Raw genomic sequence first — 20,597 nt, 5'->3', positions numbered from 1 at the left:
GACGGTATAAGAGGTGACAGCGGCGCGCAGCTGCGGCAACGCCACCGAGTGACACGGGTTACACAGGAGAGCTCAATGACCTCAGCGACCATTCCCGGTCTGGACACCGCCCCGACGAAGCATGGCGAGTTGTTGGCCTGGGTGCGGGAGGTCGCGGAGCTCACCCAGCCCGACCGGGTGGAGTGGTCCGATGGTTCTGAGGAAGAGTGGAACCGACTGATGGCCCTGCTGGTGGAGTCCGGCGCGGCGGTCAAGCTCGACGAGAAGAAGAAGCCCAACTCCTACCTGGCGCTCTCCGACCCCGCCGACGTCGCGCGGGTCGAGTCGCGCACCTTCATCTGTAGCCGCACCCCCGAAGGTGCCGGCCCCACCAACAACTGGATGGACCCGGACGAGATGCGGGCCACCATGACGGAGCTGTACCGCGGTTGCATGCGCGGTCGCACCATGTACGTCATCCCGTTCTGCATGGGCCCGCTGGGCGCGGAGGACCCCAAGCTCGGCATCGAGATCACCGACTCGCCCTACGTGGTGGCGTCGATGAAGGTGATGACCCGGATGGGCACCGCCGCACTGGAGAAGATCGGCACCGACGGCGCTTACGTCAAGGGCCTGCACTCGGTGGGTGCCCCGCTGGCCGACGGCGAGCAGGACGTGCCGTGGCCGTGCAACTCCGAGAAGTACATCACCCACTTCCCGGAGACCCGCGAGATCTGGAGCTACGGCTCGGGTTACGGCGGCAACGCGCTGCTGGGCAAGAAGTGCTACGCGCTGCGGATCGCATCGGCGATGGCCCACGACGAGGGCTGGCTGGCCGAGCACATGCTGATCCTCAAGCTGATCTCGCCGGAGAACAAGGCCTACTACGTGGCGGCGGCGTTCCCCTCGGCCTGCGGCAAGACCAACCTCGCGATGATCCAGCCGACCATTCCGGGCTGGCGGGCCGAGACCCTCGGTGACGACATCGCGTGGATGCGATTCGGCAAGGACGGTCGGCTCTACGCGGTGAACCCGGAGGCGGGCTTCTTCGGCGTGGCGCCGGGCACCAGCCGCAGCTCCAACCCCAACGCGATGATCACCCTGGAGCGCGGGAACACCGTCTACACCAACGTCGGTCACACCGACGACAACGACGTGTGGTGGGAGGGCATCGACGGGGAGACCCCGGCGCATCTCACCGACTGGAAGGGCAACGACTGGACGCCCGAGTCGGGCACCCCTGCCGCTCACCCGAACTCGCGGTACTGCACCCCGATGTCGCAGTGCCCGATCCTCGCGCCGGAGTGGGACGACCCGCAGGGCGTGCCGATCTCGGCGATCCTGTTCGGCGCCCGTCGCAAGACCACGGTGCCGCTGGTGAGTCAGGCCCGCGACTGGCAGCACGGCGTCTTCATCGGCGCCACCATGGGCAGCGAGCAGACCGCCGCCGCCGAGGGCACGGTGGGCAAGGTCCGTCGCGACCCGATGGCGATGCTGCCGTTCATCGGCTACAACGCCGGGGACTACATGCAGCACTGGATCGACACCGGCAAGCACTCCGACGAGTCGAAGCTGCCGAAGGTGTTCTTCGTCAACTGGTTCCGTCGTGGCGAGGACGGCCGTTTCCTATGGCCGGGCTTCGGCGAGAACAGCCGGGTGCTCAAGTGGATCGTGGAGCGGGTCGAGGGCAATGCCGGCGGCCAGGAGACTCCGATCGGTACGGTCCCGAGCGCTGCCGACCTGGACCTGGACGGGCTGGACGTGACCGCCGCCGACGTGGACCAGGCGCTGATCGTCGACGCCGACGAGTGGCGCGCGGAGCTCCCGCTGATCGAGGAGTGGTTCGACTTCATCGGCGACAAGCTGCCCACCGGCCTGCGCGACGAGTTCGAGGCCCTCAAGCAGCGCCTGGGCTAGCAGCCCCTTCTTGCGCGTTATTTCGCGATTTCGCGCGAACGTGCGCGTCTGTACGCGACACGCCAGGTTCAGTTGTACCGTTGCGCACCCTCGCGGCCGCTGACTCGCCCACTTGACACCTGTCAAAATCCGGGCGGTACAGTCAGCCCATGCAGATCCGCGAACACGTCGATGCCGACAACCCGGCCATCATCCTGCACCCGTCGGGCACGGTCGTCACCTTCGCCGACCTCGAAGCCCGGGCGAATCGGTTGGCGCACTTCTTCCGGGCCGCCGGGCTGGTGGAGGGCGACGTCGTCGCGATCATCATGGAGAACAACGAGCACATCCACGCGGCTATGTGGGCGGCGCGGCGCAGCGGCCTGTACTACGTGCCGATCAACACCCATCTGACCGCCGCGGAAGCCGCGTACATCATCGACAACAGCAACGCCAAGGCGATCATCGGCTCGGCCGCACTGCGCCAGACCTGTGCCGACCTGGCCGAGCATCTGCCGAAGGGCCTGCCCGGTCTGCTGCTGATCGCCGACGGTGACCTGGACGGTTGGCAGCGCTACCCGGAATGCGTTGCCGACCAACCGGATACACCCATCGACGACGAAATCGAGGGTGACCTGCTGCAGTACTCGTCGGGCACCACCGGGCGACCCAAAGGCATCAAACGGCCGCTGCCGCACCTGCCCCCGGCCGAGGTGCCGGGGTTGATGGCGATGCTGGTCTCGGTGTGGATGGGCCCGGATTCGGTCTACTTGAGTCCCGCGCCGCTGTATCACACCGCACCGTCGGTATGGTCGATGCAAATTCAGGCGGCCGGGCTGACCACCGTTGTGATGGAGAAGTTCGACGCCGAGTCCGCGCTGGACGCGATCCAGCGCTATCGCGTCACGCACGGTCAGTTCGTTCCCGCACACTTCACTCGGATGCTGAAACTTCCTGCGGAAGTGCGGGATTCCTACGACGTGTCCAGCCTCAAGCGGGTCATGCACGCTGCCGCGCCGTGCCCGGTGGAGATCAAACAGCAGATGATCGACTGGTGGGGGCCGATCGTCGACGAGTACTACGCCTCCTCGGAGGCGCACGGGTCCACGCTGATCAGCGCTGACGAATGGCTGAAGCACCCCGGCTCGGTGGGCAAGGCGATGTTCGGTGCGGTGCACATTCTCGACGAGGACGGCAACGAGCTGCCCGCCGGACAGGCCGGGGAGATCTACTTCGAGGGCGGCACCGCCTTCGAGTACCTCAACGATCCGGAGAAGACCGCGAAATCGCGCCACGCGCAAGGCTGGACGACCGTCGGCGACGTCGGCTACCTCGACGACGAGGGCTACCTGTACCTCACCGACCGGCGCCACCACATGATCATCTCCGGCGGGGTGAACATCTACCCGCAAGAAGCGGAGAACCTGTTGGTCACGCACCCGAAGGTGTTGGACGCGGCCGTGTTCGGGATCCCCGACGACGAAATGGGTCAGAGCGTAAAGGCGGCTGTGCAGACGGTCGACCCGGCCGACGCCACGCCTGCGTTCGCCGCGGAACTGCTCGCCTGGCTACGGGACCGCTTGGCGCACTACAAATGTCCGCGATCGATCGCGTTCGAGGAGCAGTTGCCGCGCACCGACACCGGCAAGCTCTACAAGAACGAATTGGTGGCCAAGTATTCGGCGTGACGCTGGGCGGTCAGGGCACCGTTAAGTCGCGTGGCCCGGCTGGCCGGGTGAGCCCTGGCTGCCGGCTTGCCCGTGGACGGTGCCCGGACCGGCGCCGCCGCCGGGGCCTCCTGCACCGGCGGTAGCCCCGTCACCCCCATTGCCGCCCGCGCCGCCGTTGCCGCCGTCACCGCCGAAGCCGACGCCGTGGCCGCCGGCGCCGCCGTGGCCGCCGGTCCCTCCGGTGCCCCCGACGCCAATAGCGTTGCCGCCGTTGCCGGCCGCGCCGCCATCGCCACCGTCGCTGCCGCTGGTGCCGAGTATCACCGCGGTGGCACCGCCACCGGAGCCGCCGTCGCCGCCGCGGCCACCGCGGCTGCCCATCCCGGTGGCCGTACCGCCGTCGCCGCCGTTGCCGCCCTGCCCTCCTCCGGCCGAGTCGCCGCTGCCGCCGATTCTCCCGCCGTCACCACCGTCGCCACCGGACCCGCCGACACTGTTGGCGCCGGTGGCCGTGCCGCCGTCGCCGGCGTTGCCGCCCGCACCTCCACCGCCCGCCAGTTGGCCGCCGTCGCCTCCCCGGCCGCCGTTCCCGCCGGCCCCGCCGGTCCTGCCGTCGCCCTCGGCGGCGCTACCGTTGCCGCCGTCCCCGCCGGCACCCCCGCTGCCGTACAGGTAATTGCTGTCGCCGCCGTCACCACCGTTGCCGGCCGAACCGCCATCTGCGGCGCCGTCCCCGCCGTGCCCGCCATTGCCGCCGTTGCCCCACACGTCGCCACCATGGCCGCCGCTGCCGCCGTCGGCGCCCAGACCACCGGCCCCGCCGTCACCGCCGTCGCCGAACAGGCCGGCGTTGCCGCCACGACCACCGGCGACGCCCTCGAGGTTCGACGACCAGCCGTCGCCGCCGTCGCCGAACCACAGCCCGCCGGCCCCGCCGTCGGGATGGCCCGCGGTCCCGTCGGCGCCGTTGCAGATCACGCCGCAGCCGCCACCGGTCAGCGGTGCGAACAGCGGGTTGACCAGGTCGCCGAACAGCTGGCCGGACGGACTGTTGATCCAGTCCTGCATGGTGTCGTGCAGCCACTCGTAGAGGCCGGCGGTACCGGTCGCGTCGGCGGCCAGGGCCAGCGCCTCGGTGCCACCTAAGTCCGGGCTGGGCCAGGCCCAGACGGTGGGATCGAACCAGTCGAGGGCCGCGGTCGAGGTGCCCGCGTCCGCGTCCGTCAACCCGAAAAGCGGGGTGAACAGATCTGTGACCCAATCGAATTCGTCCGCGTGTGCGTAAGGTCCGAGACCGGCTGATGCCAGGCCGAACGCGGCCAGCGCGGCCAGCATGGGAACTGTCCGTCGGCGACGATGACTCGGTGCGGCTGGGTGCGCGTCGCGGCTTTGCGTGGCCTTACTGCGATGAAGCGGCATTGCTGAGCAACCTTCCGGATGGCACGTTGTGGGAGTCTTCAGCCCGGGCCTGCCCGGGGAACCTTTACAAGCAGGTCAGAGCCCCCAACCGCAGGCGACTCATTGTCTACTTATTCGGGTAAAACCAAACTAATGGTATGACTTTATAGCAATTTGCCGTATGTTCAAGTGGACAACGGTTGGCTCAAACACTACGGTCAATCACCGCAGGGGGACGGGCACAGTTTTTGTTAAGCCCAAGCAAGGTTTCAGTAAAGTTCAGAAGGGGTGGGGCAACGGTGGCACAGATTCGGCGCGGCATTCAGAACACTCAACGGGTAGCTCGGGATGCGCGGCGGCGTGACCGTGCTGTCGGGGTGGCAGCCTCGGTGGGGGCATTCTTGGCATTCGGGATGGCGCCCCTGGCGGCCGCTCCCTCCGCGCAGGCCGACGACTTCGGCCTCGACGCGTTCTGGGACGTGTTCGGCTTCGGCGACAGCAACACCTCGGGATTTGACCTGTTCGACGTCTCGGCGTGGGGTGTCCCGGGTGCGGCCGACGGTGGCTTGTTCGACGCCGACTTTGCCCAGATGTGGCAGGACAGCTTCTATCTTCCGCTGCACGACATGATGCAGGACTGGATCAACAGCGACTTCGGTTCGAGCGTCAACGGCGTGGTCAACCAGCTGTTCGCGCCGTTCACCGACGGCTTCTGCGGCATGATCTGCAACGGCGCCGACGGCACCGAGACCAGCGTGGACGGCCAGGCCGGTGGCCTGTGGTTCGGCGACGGCGGCAGCGGCTGGTCCTCGAACCTCGAGGGCGTTGCCGGCGGTAACGGCGGCCACGCCGGTGGTATCGGCAACGGCGGTGACGGCGGCGTCGGCGGCCTGGGCGCCGACGGTGGCAACGGGGGCCACGGCGGTGAGATGTGGGGCAACGGCGGCGACGGTGGCGCCGGAGGTAATGGCACCGCCACGCTGGACGCGGGTAACGGCGGCAACGGTGGCTCGTCGGGCCAGGCCCAAGACTTCTTCGGCATGGGCGCGTGGGGCAACGGGGGCAACGGCGGGGCCGGCGGCGCCGGTTGGACCGGTACCAACGGCTCCGCGGGCAGCGGGTCAGGTGGCGCCGGTGGTGACGGTGTAGCCGGGGGCAACGCCGGCAACGGTGGCGTTGGCGGCGAGGGTTCCTCGTACGTCGGCATCGGTGGCAACGGTGGTGCTGGCGGCGTCGGTGGCGCCGGCGGCAACGGCGGCAATGGCGCGGCCGGTGACGGTGGCACGTTCGCCAACAACGGTTCCGGAGACGGCGCAATCGGCGGCAACGGTGGCAACGGTGCCGTCGGTGGCAAGGGCGGTGTCGGTGGCGCTGCCGGTAACGGTGGCTCCGCCAACGGCACGGTCGGCGCCAACGGTGACGGCGGGGTCGGTGGTAGCGGCGGCCGCGGTGGCGACGGCGGTACCGGTGCGGACGGCTTGGCGGTAAACGGTGTCGGCGCCAACGGATCCGCCGGCGGCGACGGTGGAGCGGGCGGTAACGGTGGTGCCGCGGCGGCCGGCGGTGCAGCCGGTGGAGCCGGTGCCAACGTGGGCGCGGCCGGTGTCGACGGCGACGGCGGTAACGGCGGTAACGGCGGCAACGCCTCGGCCGCGACCAACGGACGCGACGGCGTCAACGGCTACCGCGACGGCGGGTCGCCTGCCGACATTTCGGCCACCAGCGGTGGCAACGGTGCCAGCGGCGGTAGCGGTGGTGCCGGCGGTAACGGCGGCGGCAATGCCGGTAACGGTGGTAACGGCGGTGTCGGTGGTGCCGGCTCCGACGGTGGTAACGGTGGTCACGGCAGCGCCTCGATTCACCCCGTTACCGATTCCGTGCACGGTCTGTACAACGCCCCCGGCAACGGTGGCTCGGGCGGCGCCGGCGGTAACGGCGGCGCGGCCGGTTCGGGTGCCGCCAACGGCAACGACGGTCTGATCGGTGACGGCGGTAACGGTGGCAATGGCGGTACCGGCGGCGACATCGCCGACGTGACCGGCCACGCCTCCGTTGAGGGCCCCGACGGCGCGGGCACCATGGGCCCGCAGGGCTCGGCCGGTACCGGTGGTGTCGGCGGCGCCGGCGGATCTGGTGCGACGGGCGGTACCGGCGGTAATGGCGGTAGCGGTGGTAGTGACCCGAACGCCGGCGGTGCGCACGGTGGCGACGGTGGTGCCGGTGGTGCCGGCGGTGCGGGCTTGGCCAACTCCGATGGCTCCGGCGGTGTCGGTGGTGATGGTGGGTCCGGCGGTAATGGTGGCAACGGCAGCAACATCCGCTGGGGCGACCCGGACTGGAACACCACCTCCAATGACTCCTCCTCGGGCCCGATCGACAACGTCCACGGCGGTGCCGGTGGCAACGGTGGCGCCGGCGGCGCTGGCGACAACGCCGGCGGTAACGGTGGCAACGGCGGTAACGGTGGCGACGTCACCACCCCGCACCTGGGCGACGACGGCCTCAACGGCGGCGCCGGTGACACCCCGGGTACCGGCAGCACCGGTGGCGCCGCAGGCACCGGTGGCGCCGCAGGTACCGGCCCCGACGCGGGCAGCGCGGGTCAGGACGGCGCCCCGGGCGTCGTCGTGCCCTAGTTCGGTCAGCTCACGAGAGACACCCCGCACAACCGTGCGGGGTGTTTTTCGTTGGGCCCCGACCGGCGCGCCGGCTAGATCCCGCCGCGGGCCACCAGTTGCGCCGCAATCACATTGCGCTGGATCTCGTTGGTGCCCTCGCCGACGATCATCAGCGGGGCGTCCCGGAAGTAGCGTTCCACGTCGTATTCGGTGGAGTATCCGTAGCCGCCATGGATGCGTACCGCGTTCAGCGCGATCTCCATGGCCGTTTCTGAGGCGAACAGTTTGGCCATGCCGGCCTCCATGTCGCAGCGCTGCCCGCTGTCGTAACGTTCGGCGGCATAGCGGGTGAGTTGGCGGGCTGCTGTCAGTTTGGTGGCCATGTCCGCCAGATAGTTGCCGACGCTTTGATGCTTCCAGATCGGTTGGCCGAAGCTCTCCCGCTGCTGGGCGTAGGCCAGCGCATCTTCCAGCGCGGCGGTGGCCACCCCCAACGCGCGCGCCGCGACCTGGAGGCGACCGGTCTCCAGGCCCTTCATCATCTGGGCGAACCCGTTGCCGGGGATACCTCCGAGCACGGCGCTGGCCGGCACCCGGCAGTCATCGAAGCTGAGCTCACAACTCTCCACACCCTTGTAGCCCAACTTGGGCAGATCCCGCGAGATCGTCAGTCCGGCAATGGGGTTGTCCACCAACAGCACCGAGATCCCGCGGTGCCGCGGCGTGGCTTTCGGATCGGTCTTGGCCAGCAGCGCAATCAGCCCGGAATAGCGGGCGTTGGAGATCCAGGTCTTGGCTCCATTGATCACCAGCTCGTCACCGGACGGCAGGGCGGCCGTGGTCATGTTCTGCAGGTCGCTGCCACCGCCCGGCTCGGTCAGGGCCATGGCGGCCCGCAGCTCTCCGGTGGCCATTGCCGGCAGGTAGCGCTGCTTCTGCTCGTCGGTACCGAACAGGGTCAGCAATTTGGCGACGACGGTGTGTCCGCCCATCGCCCCGGCCAGGCTCATCCAGCCACGGGCCAGCTCCTGTGTGACGAGGACGTAGCACGGCATCGACACTGGTGTTCCGCCGTATTCCTCCGGCACGGCAAGACCGTAGATGCCGAGGTGCTTCATCTGTTCGATCCACGCCCGTGGGTAGGTGTTGGCGTGTTCGACATCGCGAACCGTCGGCTTGACCTCGCGGTCGACGAACTGGCGCACGGTCTCGACCAGAATCGACTCTTCGTGGTTCATCGGTCCACCGTATGCCAGGATTTTCAGATGACCGATGGGCCCTACTTCGACGAATTGCGTGTCGGCCAGGTATTCGACGCGGCCCCCGCGACGACGCTGACGGCCGGTGCTGCCGCACTGCACCAGGCGATCCTCGGCGACCGCCTTCGACTGCCGCTGGACGCGGAGTTGTCCCGGGTGGTGACCGGGGCGACGACGCCGCTGGCCCACCCCGGACTGGTCTGCGACGTGGCGATCGGACAGTCGACGGTTGTCACCCGGCGGGTCAAGGCCAACCTCTTCTATCGGGGCCTGGCCTTCTTTCGGTATCCGCTGATCGGCGATACCCTGTTTACCCGTACGGAAGTCGTTGGTCTGAAGCAGAATTCAGCCAAGCCCGGGCGCGAGCCCACCGGGCTGGTGGCACTGCGGGTAACCACCATCGACCAGGTGGACCGGCTGGTGCTCGACTTCTACCGCTGCGCGATGCTGCCGCTGTCGCCTGATGCTTCCGATACCGGCCACAGCGATGACCTGTCTGCCATCGGTGCAGGGCTCGCGGCGCCGCCGGACGTGACCGCAGAGTGGGACGCCGCGGAGTTTCGTCAGCGGCTACCGGGTCCGCATTTCGACCCGGGTCTTGCGGGTACGGTGCTGACCAGCACCGGCGACGTGGTGTCCTCCGCGCCGGAGTTGGCTCGATTGACCCTCAACATCGCTGCCACCCACCATGATTCGCGGGTCGCCGGGCAGCGGCTGGTCTACGGAGGGCACACCATTGGCCTGGCGCTGGCGCAGGCATCCCGACTGTTGCCGAACCTGGTCACCGTGCTGGGCTGGCAATCCTGCGATCACACCGCGCCGGTCCACGAAGGCGACACCCTCTACAGCGAACTGCACATCGAATCCGCCCGCGACAGCGTGCTGGAGTTGCGGTCGCTGGTCTACGCCGTGGGTGCCGCCGGTGAACCGGATCGCCAGGTATTGGACTGGCGTTTCACTGCTTTGCAGTTCTGAGGTCCAGTTCCCTTTGCGCGAGTGTGCGTGTTAGCGCACGACACACCGCGGTCTTGTGTACAACCACGCACGTTCACGGCTGAGCGCGAGGGTGCGCGGTTACGGGATTTTCGCGGCGTGTCGGCCGGCGACACGCACGCTCGCGAGAGTGCGCGCGGTCAGTGCGGCAGATCCCGGAACGGGGCGTCGCGATAGGGGTCGGGCTCCTTCGGCAAGCCCAGCACCCGTTCGCCGATGATGTTGCGCTGAATCTGGTCCGTGCCGCCGCCGATCGAGGTGAAGTAGGCGTTGAGCGCCCGGAAGGTCACCGCGTCGCCGACCGGATTGTCCGGACCGCTGAGCATCGACTCGACGCCGACGATCTCGGTCTGGACCCGGGCGGTCTCGTGCAGGATGCGCGACATGGCGATCTTGCCGAGTGCCAGCAGGGTGGCCGACTCGGCGCGGTCGCGGCTGGTCTTGGCGCGCTGATTGTTCCATCGGTTCACCGTCGTCAGCGCCTGGATGCGGGCGATCTGCTGGCGGATGTGGGAATCTGAAAGACAACCCGCGTCGCGGGCTAATTCCACGAGGCCGCTGGACTTCTCCTTGCGACGTGCGGTGCGCGCGACATCACCCATCAGCCGCCGCTCGTAGCCCAGCGCCACCTGCAGCACCGACCATCCTTCGCCCGGTTCGCCGATCCGGTTGGCGTCGGGAACCCTGGCGTTGGTCAGAAACACCTCATTGAATTCCGATTCGCCGGTGATCTGGTGGATCGGCCGGACCTCCACGCCGGGCTGGCGCATCGGCAGCATGAAAAAGGTGATCCCGTTGTGTTTGGGCACGTCCGGGTTCGTGCGCGCCACCAGCATGCCGTAGTCGGCGGTGGTCGCGAACGACGTCCAGACCTTCTGCCCGTTGATAATCCAGTCGTCACCGTCCCGCTCGGCGCGGGTGCGCAGACCGGCCAGGTCCGATCCGGCGCCGGGTTCGCTGTAGAGCAGGCAGGACTTGGTCTCGCCGCGCAGCGCCGGGGGCAGCAGCCTGTGCTTCTGCTCATCGGAGCCACGGTCGTGGATCGTGCAGGCGAACAAGTCGGCCCGGTCGTGCCCGGTTCCGGGAGCGCCGACGGCAGCGAATTCGGCTGCCACCAGGCGGGATTGACGGTCGGTCAGGCCGCGGCCGTAGCAGTCCGGCTCCCAGCTCGGTGCGGTCCACCCCGCGGCGAGCATCGCCGCGGCGAAGGTGGCCCGATCGGTGCCGGGCGCCCAGTTGGCGGCCAACCAGTCGCGGACTTCACCGCGTAGCGCGTCGTCGTCTGCGGGCAGCGTCATCTCACGCTCCGATCTCTTGCAGGTAGCGCTCCCGGTGCCAAGACGGGCTGCCGAAGAGGTGGGCGTCGCTGCGCGCCCGGCGCAGATACCGGTGCGCGGGATGTTCCCAGGTGAACCCGATTCCGCCGTGCACCTGAATATTGGTGGCGCCCACAAAGACGAATGCATCCGAGCAATAGGCTTGGGCCAGTGCCAGATCCGCGGTCCAGTCGGCAGATCCGTCGGCGCCGGCCGCAGCCACATGGCGAGCGGCCGTCACCGCCGACTCGGCCTCCAGCAACATGTCGGCGCACATGTGTTTGACGGCCTGGAAGCTGCCGATGGCACGGCCGAACTGGAAACGAGTCTTGGCGTAGTCGCGGGCCATCTCCATCGTGAACCGGGCGGCGCCGGCCTGCTCACCGAGCAGCGCCACCGCGGAACGGTCGAGCGCGGCGGTCAATGCGGCGACGCCGGCTCCGGCCGAGCCGACCGGCGTGGCCGGGGCATCGGAGAACCGGACGAGACACAACCGGCGGGAGGGATCGACCGTGGTGAGCGGTTCCACCGTCACGCCCGGGCCGGCCGGGTCGACGGCGAAGATTCCGGGTCCGTGCCCGGAGCCGGCCAGCACGTAGATCAGATCGGCGGTGTCGGCGTCGAGCACGAACCGCTTCTCGCCGGAGATCAGCGGGGTCGCTCCGCCGCGGGCCACGGTGGCCGGTGCCGCGGGTGGCCGGGTCGAATCGCCCTCGGCGAAGGCGACAGCGACACGGGTGCGCCCGGCAGCGATCGCCGGCAGCACCGCATCGCATTGTGCCGGGTCATCCACTGCCACAAGAAGATTGACCGCAAGCACCGCCGTCGACAAGTACGGACCGGAGAACAGGACCCGGCCCAGCTCCTCGGCTACCACGCCTACCTCGACCAATCCAGCGCCGGCGCCGCCGTACTGCTCGGGCACCAACAGTCCGAGCAGGCCCATGGCCGCCAACTCTGACCAGACATCGTCGTCGGGCGAGCGTTTGGCCATCAACTCTGCGACCGCGCCGCGCAGTGCCCGCAGTTCCTCGGGGCTGGAGCCGGCCACCGGTCAGGCCTCCCGACCAAACGCGTTACGCAGGCTCTTGCATTGGCCGGCGAAGAACGCCCGCGAGACCGCGGCTTTGGGCAGCAACAGGTCGAACCCGTGGAATGCCCCGAGGACCGTCTCGACCTCGCAGGGCACACCGGCTTGCCGCAGTCGCTCCGCGTAGGCCAGATTCTCGTCGTGGAACAGGTCCAAGGTGCCCACCCCGATCCAGGCCGGTGCCAGCCCGCGCAGGTCGGCACGGCGGGCCGGCACCGCGATCTGGGGATCCGCGTCACCCAGATATGCGGTCCAGCCGAACAGGTTGCTCCGCGGATTCCACAGGCGGTAACTCCGATTGGCCGGCAGCGCCGCGCTGCGATCGTCGAGCATCGGGTACACCAGCAGTTGCAGCACGGGGGAGACTTCGCCGCGGTCGGCGGCCAGTTGCGCCAGGGCGGCGGCGAGTCCGCCGCCGGCGCTGGCACCGCCGATCGCGATCCGGGCCGGATCGACTCCGGGCAGCTCGGCGAGCTGGGTCAGCGCCGCCCAGCAGTCCTCCAGCGCGGCGGGATAGGGATTCTGCGGCGCCAATCGGTAGTCCACCGACGCCACCGTGGCACCCAGTTCCGCGCTGAACCGGCGGCAGAGGCGATCATCCTGGGCGGCGGTGCCGATGACGTAGCCGCCACCGTGGATCCACAGCAGTGCCGGTCCCGGCTCGGTGGGGCGATTCGGCGGCCGAAAGATCCGGACGCCGGCTCCCGAGGGCAGGCCCAAGACCTCGACGTCGCCGGGTGTGCGCCGGCCCTGCATCCCGGTGAGTGTCTGCAGCACCGGCAGGGTCCGACGCCCGATCCCGCCACGCGGAAGGAATCGGGCAGTTCTGCGCAGATCTGGATGGAACCCGCTGCTTACCATCGGCTCAGTATTACCGGCGCCGGATCGGCGACGTCGTCAACCCACCCGATTGCGGTCGCCTCCGGCCCCAAACGCGGTACCCTGCGCCAATGACGGGACGATCGCAGACCCCGGAGACCGGACTCAACCTGGCCGGCCGGCTGCGTTGGCTGAGGCGAGCCCGGACGGCCGACTACCTGCTGGCGCTCAGCGTTGCCTCAGCGTCGTTGCCGGTGGTCGGCAAGCACCTGGAGCCTCTGGGCGGGATGACCGCGATGGGGGTATGGGGCACTCGCCATATGCCGGAGTTCTTCTCCAGCGCCGCCAAGTCCTGGCTGGCTCCGGGTGCCGCTGCCGCCCGCAGGCAGGAGCGCGAGCAGACCCACGTCGTCAGCGACGCCGCGCTGCGCGGTGTGGTCTCGGCAGCCGACCTCGACATCGACTGGCCCGAACCGGAACAGGCTCCGCCGGTGGTGAAGGCGTGGCAGCACCGTCGGCACATCTATCGCTCCGGTGTGCAGTACGGCAGGGACCCCGCGCAGGTACTCGACGTCTGGCGGTCCCGTGAGTTGCCGGACGGCCCGGCGCCGGTGCTGATCTACGTTCCCGGTGGTGCCTGGGTGCACGGCAGCCGCATGCTGCAGGGGTATGCGCTGCTCTCGCACCTGGCCGCGAGCGGCTGGGTGTGCCTGTCGATCGACTACCGGGTCGCGCCGCACAACCGGTGGCCGAGCCACATCGTCGACGTCAAGACCGCGATTGCCTGGGCGCACGCCAACGTCGACAAATTTGGCGGTGACCGCAATTTCGTGGCCGTGGCGGGCGCCTCGGCCGGCGGGCATCTGGCTGCACTGGCCGGACTGACCGGCAGCGCGGTCAGCGACTCCGATTTCGCCGACGAACTGCCCGCCGGTGGGGACACCTCGGTGGACGCCGTGGTGGGGATCTATGGCCGCTATGACTGGGAGGACCGCTCCACCCCCGAACGGGTCGCCTTCGTCGACTTCCTGGAGCGGGTGGTGGTCGGCCGGTCGATGCGGCGTCATCAGGACATCTACCGGCAGGCCTCCCCGATCGCGCGGGTGCATCCGGATGCGCCGCCGTTCCTGGTCGTGCACGGCAGCGCCGACACCGTCATCCCGGTGCAGCAGGCTCGTACCTTTGCCGACCGACTGCGGGCGGTGTCGCGTTCCAAAGTCGGGTACCTGGAGCTGCCGGGAGCGGGGCACGGTTTCGACATGACCGACGGGGCGCGCACCGGTGCGATGAGCACGGCAATCGGCTTGTTCCTCAACCAGATTCACCGCGACCGCACCACGGTCGGGAGCAAACAGATCATCTGACCCCGCATGCCACGGTATGGTCCGTGCATGGCGAGGGGAATGGGGTGAAGCGGCTCACCGGCTGGGATGCGGTCCTGCTGTACAGCGAGACGGCGAACGTGCACATGCACACGCTCAAGATCGCGGTGATCGAGCTGGACGCCGATCGGCACGGGTTCGACGTCGAGGCCTTCCGGCGGGTGATCCACGGCCGGCTCTACAAGCTGGACCCGTTCCGATACCAGCTGGTGGACATCCCCGGCAAGTTCCACCACCCGATGTGGCGGGAGAACTGCGAAGTCGACCTGGCGTATCACATTCGCCCGTGGGCGCTGCCCGCGCCGGGTGGCCGCCGCGAACTCGATGAGGCCATCGGCGAGATCGCCAGCACACCTCTGGACCGTAGCCGCCCGTTGTGGGAGATGTACTTCATCGAGGGTTTGGCAAACAACCGGATCGCGGTGGTCGGCAAAATCCACCACGCGCTGGCCGACGGGATCGCTTCGGCGAATCTGATGGCCCGCGGCATGGATCTGGTGGCCGGCTCGCAGGTCGAACGCGACTCCTACGAAACCGATCCCGCCCCCACCGGTGGGCAGTTGGTGCGGTCGGCGTTCCGCGACCATTTCCGGCAGATGGGCAAGATCCCGGCAACCATCGGCTACACCGCGGCCGGCATCGGCCGGGTCCGGCGCAGCAGCCGCAAACTCTCCGCGGACCTGACCCGGCCGTTCACCCCTCCGCCGAGCTTCCTCAATCACGTGCTGACCCCGGAACGCCGGTTCGCCACCGCCACGCTGGCGCTGGCCGACATCAAGGCGACCAGCAAACAGTTGGGTGTCACCATCAACGACCTGGTGCTGGCCATCTCGGCGGGGGCGCTGCGCACACTGCTGCTGCGGTATGACGGGAAGGCGGATCACCCGCTGCTGGCGTCGGTGCCGATGAGCTTCGACTTCTCCCCGGACCGGATCTCCGGCAACCGGTTCTCCGGGGTGCTGGTCGCGTTGCCGGTCGATGTGGCCGACGTTCGGGAGCGGGTCGTAAAAGCCCGGGAGGCGGCCGATCTGGCCAAGGAAGCCCACCACCTGGTGGGGCCGGAATTGGTCAGCCGGTGGTCGGCGTACCTGCCGCCGGCGCCGGCGGAGTCGTTGTTCCGGTGGCTGTCGGGTAAGGACGGTCAGAACAAGGTGCTCAACCTCAACATCTCCAACGTGCCGGGGCCACGGGAGCGCGGCCGGGTCGGCGGCGCGCTGGTCACCGAGATCTACTCGGTGGGGCCGTTGACCGCCGGCAGCGGGTTGAACATCACCGTGTGGAGCTACGTGGATCAGCTCAACATCTCGGTGCTGACCGACGGCGCCACCGTCGACGACCCACACGAGGTGACCAGCGCTCTGGTCGATGAGTTCGTCGAAATCCGCCGTGCGGCTGGGCTTCCGGAGAAACTGACGCCGGTCGAGACGGCGATGGCCCCGGCATAGCCAGGGCTCACGGTGCGCTCCTCATTGAGGCAGGGGCGAGGTGGGACTTGCCTGGGCGGCGACGACGAGTTCCAGCGCGCTGAGAACACCCGGATCGGCCGCGCAAACGGCGGGGATGGCGTTCAACACGCGTGCCGCGGTAGCCGTGGAGCCGGGCAACTCCCCGCCGTTGAGGGCGAAGTCGACCTGTATCGGTGGATTGCCGTCAACGGTGATCCGGGTGAGCCGCCGGCTGGCGCTGCCCGGACTGATGACCGGCAGCCAGTCGTCGACAGCCTCGTCAGGCATTGACCAGATCGACGAAAAGTGCAGCCGCGGTTGGCCGTCGACGATCCCGTCGAAGCGCATTCGCACACTGGCGATGGTGCCTGCGGGAATCTGCCCTGCGTCGAAGCTGTAGTGACGCTCAGCGATCGCGACGTCGCGGTATTCGCAGATGTCGTCCAGTGTCCAACCAACTCCTCGCGCGAGGAGCCGAAGCGGCGGGGCGAAGTGGCCGATCATGGCCCCAGGTTGATACATCTGGGCGTCTTGCTCGGGTGTCCGGCCGAAGCCCAGCGCTGAGAAGAAGCCGGGAACTCGATATGCACCGCACGGGATCCGTTCCTGGACGGAGATTTTCGTGGGTAGCTCGCTCATGCTGGCGGCGTGCACGGCGAGGATGTCGCTGGTGAAGCCTGGAGCGATGCCGGTGGCGAACAGGGAGCTCGCGCCATGACGGCACGCGGATCGCAGCTTCTCGCGCGATGTGCCATCCAGCGACAACGGATCGAATAACGGGTTGTAGGACGGTGTCACGATGTTCTTTCCGCTGGCCAGGATCGCGCATAATTGATCGATGACCTCGTCGCTGTCGCGACCGGCCCAACTGGCGAAGTAGGTCACGCAGTCGGCGTCGAGACGGAGGAAGTCCGCCATGCTGTCAACTGCTCGCACGCCGACCTCCGGTAGGCCCGCTAACTCGCCAGAGTCGCGTCCGGCCTTGTCGCGGCTGTGCACAAGATGGCCGACCAACTGCAGGTGTGGCGCCCGAAGGATGTGCTGAAGCGCGATCGATCCGGTGTAGCCGGTGCCGATATGAGCTATTCGATATTTCTGTGCCATACGACAGCGCTCCTTGTGAGCTCCGACGAATGACTCATTGTCGGACCCGCGTCGGTGGGGTGGATGGAACTGAGCTAAGGATCCGGCGGGCAGCGCTGGTGCCGGCGACGACCGCCGATTCCTGACTGGAGATGGCTAAGTAGTCGCCGGCGACTTGCACCGGGTCATCGGCCGGGTAGGCGTCGCGGAATCTTTGCAGGGCCGTGTAGTAGCCGACGTCGCCGCGGTGCGATGCGTATGACCACCGGGTGAGATGCGCTGCGCGGAAGTGGCTTCGAAGTTCGGGAAACACCCGCTCGATGAGTTCCCGCGCGGTCGCGGTCAGTCGGTCATCGCTCCACGACGACCACTCGTCGGCCGCGATCGAGAAGAACACGCTGATGAGACTGGTGCCCGCTGGTGCGCGATCAGGCGCCTTGGCATGCTCGAGACATAACGTCAACACCTCGCGGCTGGCAGCAGTTGGCACCATCACCAAGAACGGTTGCTTCTCGGTCGGCCGCGTATATGCAAGTTGCATCGAGAGAGCGCCGGTGTATCGAGTGGCCGCGAGGAGTTCGGCCCCGGAATCTTTGAGCGGAGGATAGAGCTCGGTGGCGTCACGAAAGCGAGTCGCGATCACGCAGGCGTCGGCATGCGCGGTGGACCGCCCGGCGTGGCCCTGCCACTGAACCTCCACACCTTGGTCGGTGCGACGGATGCCGGTGACCGGCGAGTTGAGTTTGACGTCAAGGGCAGCTGCCAGTGCGCTCGGCAAGCGCTGCAAGCCGCCTCGTAAACTCTGCATCTTTCCGGCAGCGAGAACGGCGGCGGCGAAGAATTCAAGCACGGAGGTCTCGTCAGGTGGGCCAGTCGTCATCGACCGGGTGAGTCCCTCGACGAGCCGCTTGTTGATCTCCCGCCCGAAGACCCTGTTGAGATAGGTTGTCACCGTCTGGTTGTCGTACTGGATACGGTTGCTCAGATCGTAGGGATTCATGCCGTAGAGGGGCTTCAACATCCTTGCCCCATTGGCGATGAGCCGCAGTTTCGCGCGGGCTGGAAGTAGCTCGGTAGTCAGGAATGAGCGAAGGGGCCTGCGGCCGTCCAGGAGGCAGAGTTTCCCATCGTTGACGACGGCGATCTCGTGTGCACAGTCGACCACCTCGTCCGACAAGCCCACGTCTGCGACAAGTTTGAGGTATTCGCGGTACCCGTCGGTGATCAGGACCGGACCGACATCGAACAAGAATCCGTCCTCGGATTCCGAAAGCACTCGCCCGCCCACTCTGCCAAGCGCTTCCAACACGGTTACGTGCCAACCCTGTTGACGCAGGCGGTAACCCGCGCTCAACCCGGCCAGGCCACTGCCCACGACGATCACGCGCTTCATTAAACGTCCACCCAGCCCCCGCCGGCACCCAGCATCGCGATCGACGTGCTGAGGTACCACAGCACCGTGGCCAGCGCGGGGGCGAACGCACCGACGCCGCCCTCCAACGCGAACGGTCCGGTTCGAACAAAGACGGCAGCGGTGGATGCGATGCATACCAACACCGCCAGGACGGCCGGATAGGCGGTCCACCTCGGTAGCACACCGTCCTTAGAGACGCAGACAGCGTATGCGAAAGCCGCTGTGGCGGTGACGAATCCGAACAGTTCGATGATGATCGCCTCGGCATGGGTTCCCATGGTGAAGACCACCTCGGCGTCCAAATTCGAGCTAGCCTGAGCGACGGCGATCTGCAGGCCCATGGTCACGATCAGCAGTGTGGCGATGACCGTCTGCGCGACGAGGAATAGCTCGCTGAGGTACTGGTCTGAGCGATGAAGGATTCGGCGCACCGCGACCGAGAACATCAACAGCGCAGGCACGACCAACGGGAACATCCATGCTTGCACAACGAGCAGGTGCTGCTTGTCGATGAAGTAGTTCTGGTAGGTGATCGCCCTGCCGTCGGCGGGCGGTATGGCGCCGGTCAGTGCCCCGGCGATCACACCGACAAGGACGTAGAGGATTCCGGCGATGCCACCTATGCGGATCCATCGGATTTGTTTCATGTTGGCCTTCCTTGAACTGTAGGAGTGAAACGGACCGGCATCGACCGGATGCCGTTGATCACCGTTGAGGGCGCCCGTACGACAGGTCCGGCAAGCTCCAGGTGTTTCATGCGGGCAAGGAGTTCGGGAAAGATTGCGGCGGCCTCCGCACGGGCGAGGCTGGCGCCCAGGCAGAAATGCGTGCCGCCGGCGCCGAAGGCCAGGTGGGGATTCGGGCTGCGGCCGATGTCGAACCGGTCCGGATCGTGAAAATAGTTTTCGTCCCGGTTGGCCGAGGGGTAGAACATGGCCACCCGCGCGCCGCGGGGCAGCGCGACTCCATGCAATTCGGTGTCCTCGGTGGCGGTGCGTACGAACGCGGTGACCGGGCTGACGTAGCGCAGCATCTCCTCGATGGCGGTCGGCAGCAGAGACGGGTCGGCCTCCAACCGCACCTGCTCGGCAGGGTGCTCCATCAGTGCCAGCGTGCCTCCGGCGATCAGGTTGCGGGTGGTGTCGCCCCCGGCGTTGAGCAGCAACACGAAGAACAGGTTGAACTCCAGGTCGGTGAGGCGTTGTCCGTCGACTTCGGTCTGCAACAGTGCGGTCGCGATGTCGTCGCCGGGCGCCTCGCGTTTACGGGCGGCGAGCGCTGTGGAGTACTCGAACATCTGCAGCTTGGCGTCCTCGATCTGCGGATCGCCTATGCGCCCGGCGTTCATTATCTCGGTCAGTTCGTAGAGCCGGCGACCGTCGTCTAAGGGGATGCCGAGCAGTTCGGCGATGACGAACGACGGCAGGGCGCCGGCGACGTCGTTGGCAAAGTCGCACTCGCCACGCTCCACCACATCGTCGACGATCTGGCGCGCCATGTCGGCCAGGTGTGCGGTCAGCTTCCCGACCTGGCGGGGTGTGAAACCTTTACTGACCAAACCACGTAGGGCCGTGTGACGCGGCGGGTCCATCGTCAGCATCATCATGGCCAGCCAATCGGACTCCTCCGGCAACGGGACATCGAAGTTCACGCCCGTGCGCTGGGACGACCAGGTGGTGCTGTCGCGCGATACGGCGAGGATGTCGTCGTAGGCTGTCAGCGCCCAGAAGCCGGGCCCGTCCTTATACGGGTGCCACGCCACGGGTGCAGACCGCCGCAAGGCCTGGAACGCCTGGTGCGGCATGCCCGCCTCGTAGGTCTTAGGGTCAGCCAAGTCCACCCCACCGATGCTGAGGGCATCACCCACCGCTGCCTGAACCGTCATGGGACACCTCTCTTATCGCCGAAAACCTTTGGCGCCATGAGCATCCGCGGCTAGGTCCGTGGAGTGATCGGACCCGAACTCCCGGAGGGACCGGTCGGGCCGGTGGCTCCGCGGGTGCTGCCGGCTCCACCGAGACCGCCCAGACCGCCGTATCCGCCGAGTCCGGGTTGCCCAGCGGAGCCGTCGGCGCCGGGTGTGCCCTGACCGTTGGTGACGAGTAGCGGGGGCAGGACGCCTCCGGCTGCGCCGGGTGCGCCGGAAGCGCCGCCCTGGCCGCCGGCGCCGCCCGTACCCCCGTTGCCGCCCGCGCCGGTGCTGCCGGCGGCACCCACCAGTCCGCCCGCCCCGCC

Annotated in this window: 15 protein-coding genes and 1 pseudogene; 6 read left to right on the top strand and 10 right to left on the bottom strand. The window is 67.9% G+C overall.

Features of this window, described 5'->3' with window-relative positions:
* Nucleotides 1-75: 75 nt before the first annotated feature.
* Both ABW16_RS22515 and fadD4 read left to right on the top strand, forming a co-directional pair.
* Entirely contained in the window at nt 76-1,896 is a 1,821-nt protein-coding gene (locus tag ABW16_RS22515) for a phosphoenolpyruvate carboxykinase (GTP) (protein WP_047321428.1), read from the top strand.
* Nucleotides 1,897-2,045: 149 nt separating this feature from the next.
* The gene (fadD4, locus tag ABW16_RS22510) at nt 2,046-3,563 is read left to right on the top strand and encodes a fatty-acid--CoA ligase FadD4 (protein WP_047321427.1); all 1,518 of its coding nucleotides are present in this window, start codon (nt 2,046-2,048) and stop codon (nt 3,561-3,563) included.
* 21 nt (nt 3,564-3,584) lie between these two features.
* Here the strand turns inward: fadD4 and ABW16_RS27920 are convergent, their stop codons facing one another.
* Complete coding sequence (locus tag ABW16_RS27920; protein ID WP_052957058.1) at nt 3,585-4,880, bottom strand: PGRS repeat-containing protein; 1,296 nt, start codon at nt 4,878-4,880, stop codon at nt 3,585-3,587.
* A 362-nt stretch (nt 4,881-5,242) separates the two neighbouring features.
* Between ABW16_RS27920 and ABW16_RS27915 the strand changes: the two genes are divergently transcribed.
* On the top strand, nt 5,243-7,579 hold the full coding sequence (locus tag ABW16_RS27915; protein WP_157864281.1) for a PGRS repeat-containing protein: 2,337 nt from the start codon (nt 5,243-5,245) through the stop codon (nt 7,577-7,579).
* A gap of 74 nt (nt 7,580-7,653) precedes the next feature.
* Here the strand turns inward: ABW16_RS27915 and ABW16_RS22495 are convergent, their stop codons facing one another.
* The gene (locus ABW16_RS22495) at nt 7,654-8,799 is read right to left on the bottom strand and encodes an acyl-CoA dehydrogenase family protein (protein ID WP_047321426.1); all 1,146 of its coding nucleotides are present in this window, start codon (nt 8,797-8,799) and stop codon (nt 7,654-7,656) included.
* 27 nt (nt 8,800-8,826) lie between these two features.
* Between ABW16_RS22495 and ABW16_RS22490 the strand changes: the two genes are divergently transcribed.
* Nucleotides 8,827-9,795, top strand: a complete 969-nt coding sequence (locus ABW16_RS22490) for a MaoC family dehydratase (protein ID WP_047321425.1) — start codon at nt 8,827-8,829, stop codon at nt 9,793-9,795.
* 158 nt (nt 9,796-9,953) lie between these two features.
* On the opposite strand, the gene ABW16_RS22485 is transcribed toward ABW16_RS22490, so the two are convergent.
* The 3 genes from ABW16_RS22485 to ABW16_RS22475 are packed head-to-tail and all read right to left on the bottom strand — an operon-like array spanning nt 9,954 to nt 13,080.
* Complete coding sequence (locus ABW16_RS22485; RefSeq protein WP_047321424.1) at nt 9,954-11,111, bottom strand: acyl-CoA dehydrogenase family protein; 1,158 nt, start codon at nt 11,109-11,111, stop codon at nt 9,954-9,956.
* 1 nt (nt 11,112) lies between these two features.
* Nucleotides 11,113-12,180 (bottom strand): acyl-CoA dehydrogenase family protein, encoded by a 1,068-nt coding sequence (locus ABW16_RS22480; RefSeq protein WP_047321423.1) that lies wholly within the window; start codon nt 12,178-12,180, stop codon nt 11,113-11,115.
* A gap of 3 nt (nt 12,181-12,183) precedes the next feature.
* Nucleotides 12,184-13,080, bottom strand: coding sequence for an alpha/beta hydrolase (locus tag ABW16_RS22475; RefSeq protein ID WP_047321422.1), 897 nt, complete (start codon nt 13,078-13,080; stop codon nt 12,184-12,186).
* An 89-nt stretch (nt 13,081-13,169) separates the two neighbouring features.
* On the opposite strand from ABW16_RS22475, the gene ABW16_RS22470 reads away from it, so the two are divergent.
* Nucleotides 13,170-14,402 carry an alpha/beta hydrolase gene (locus ABW16_RS22470; RefSeq protein WP_047321421.1) on the top strand — a complete coding sequence of 411 codons (1,233 nt, stop codon included), beginning with the start codon at nt 13,170-13,172 and terminating at the stop codon, nt 14,400-14,402.
* A gap of 44 nt (nt 14,403-14,446) precedes the next feature.
* Entirely contained in the window at nt 14,447-15,865 is a 1,419-nt protein-coding gene (locus tag ABW16_RS22465; RefSeq protein ID WP_047321432.1) for a WS/DGAT/MGAT family O-acyltransferase, read from the top strand.
* A 21-nt stretch (nt 15,866-15,886) separates the two neighbouring features.
* Here ABW16_RS22465 and ABW16_RS22460 read toward each other — a convergent pair whose 3' ends face one another.
* The 5 genes and pseudogenes from ABW16_RS22460 to ABW16_RS26655 form a co-directional block, all read right to left on the bottom strand.
* A complete protein-coding gene (locus ABW16_RS22460) occupies nt 15,887-16,969 on the bottom strand; it encodes an NAD(P)H-dependent amine dehydrogenase family protein (protein WP_047321420.1) in 1,083 nt (360 codons plus the stop codon).
* Nucleotides 16,970-17,003: 34 nt separating this feature from the next.
* Entirely contained in the window at nt 17,004-18,341 is a 1,338-nt protein-coding gene (locus ABW16_RS22455) for a protoporphyrinogen/coproporphyrinogen oxidase (RefSeq protein ID WP_047321419.1), read from the bottom strand.
* The gene (locus ABW16_RS26660; protein ID WP_047321418.1) at nt 18,341-19,009 is read right to left on the bottom strand and encodes a hypothetical protein; all 669 of its coding nucleotides are present in this window, start codon (nt 19,007-19,009) and stop codon (nt 18,341-18,343) included. Before ABW16_RS26660 ends, ABW16_RS22455 begins: the two co-directional genes overlap by 1 nt.
* Nucleotides 19,006-20,202 carry a cytochrome P450 gene (locus ABW16_RS22445; RefSeq protein ID WP_200900707.1) on the bottom strand — a complete coding sequence of 399 codons (1,197 nt, stop codon included), beginning with the start codon at nt 20,200-20,202 and terminating at the stop codon, nt 19,006-19,008. Before ABW16_RS22445 ends, ABW16_RS26660 begins: the two co-directional genes overlap by 4 nt.
* A 95-nt stretch (nt 20,203-20,297) precedes the next feature.
* Nucleotides 20,298-20,597: pseudogene (locus ABW16_RS26655) on the bottom strand (hypothetical protein); the annotation flags it as partial.

Origin of the sequence: Mycolicibacter heraklionensis (assembly GCF_001021505.1) — a bacterium.
Taxonomy (GTDB): domain Bacteria; phylum Actinomycetota; class Actinomycetes; order Mycobacteriales; family Mycobacteriaceae; genus Mycobacterium; species Mycobacterium heraklionense.
Note: the sequence above shows the minus strand (reverse complement) of the source record. Positions and strands in the feature narration are given on the sequence as shown.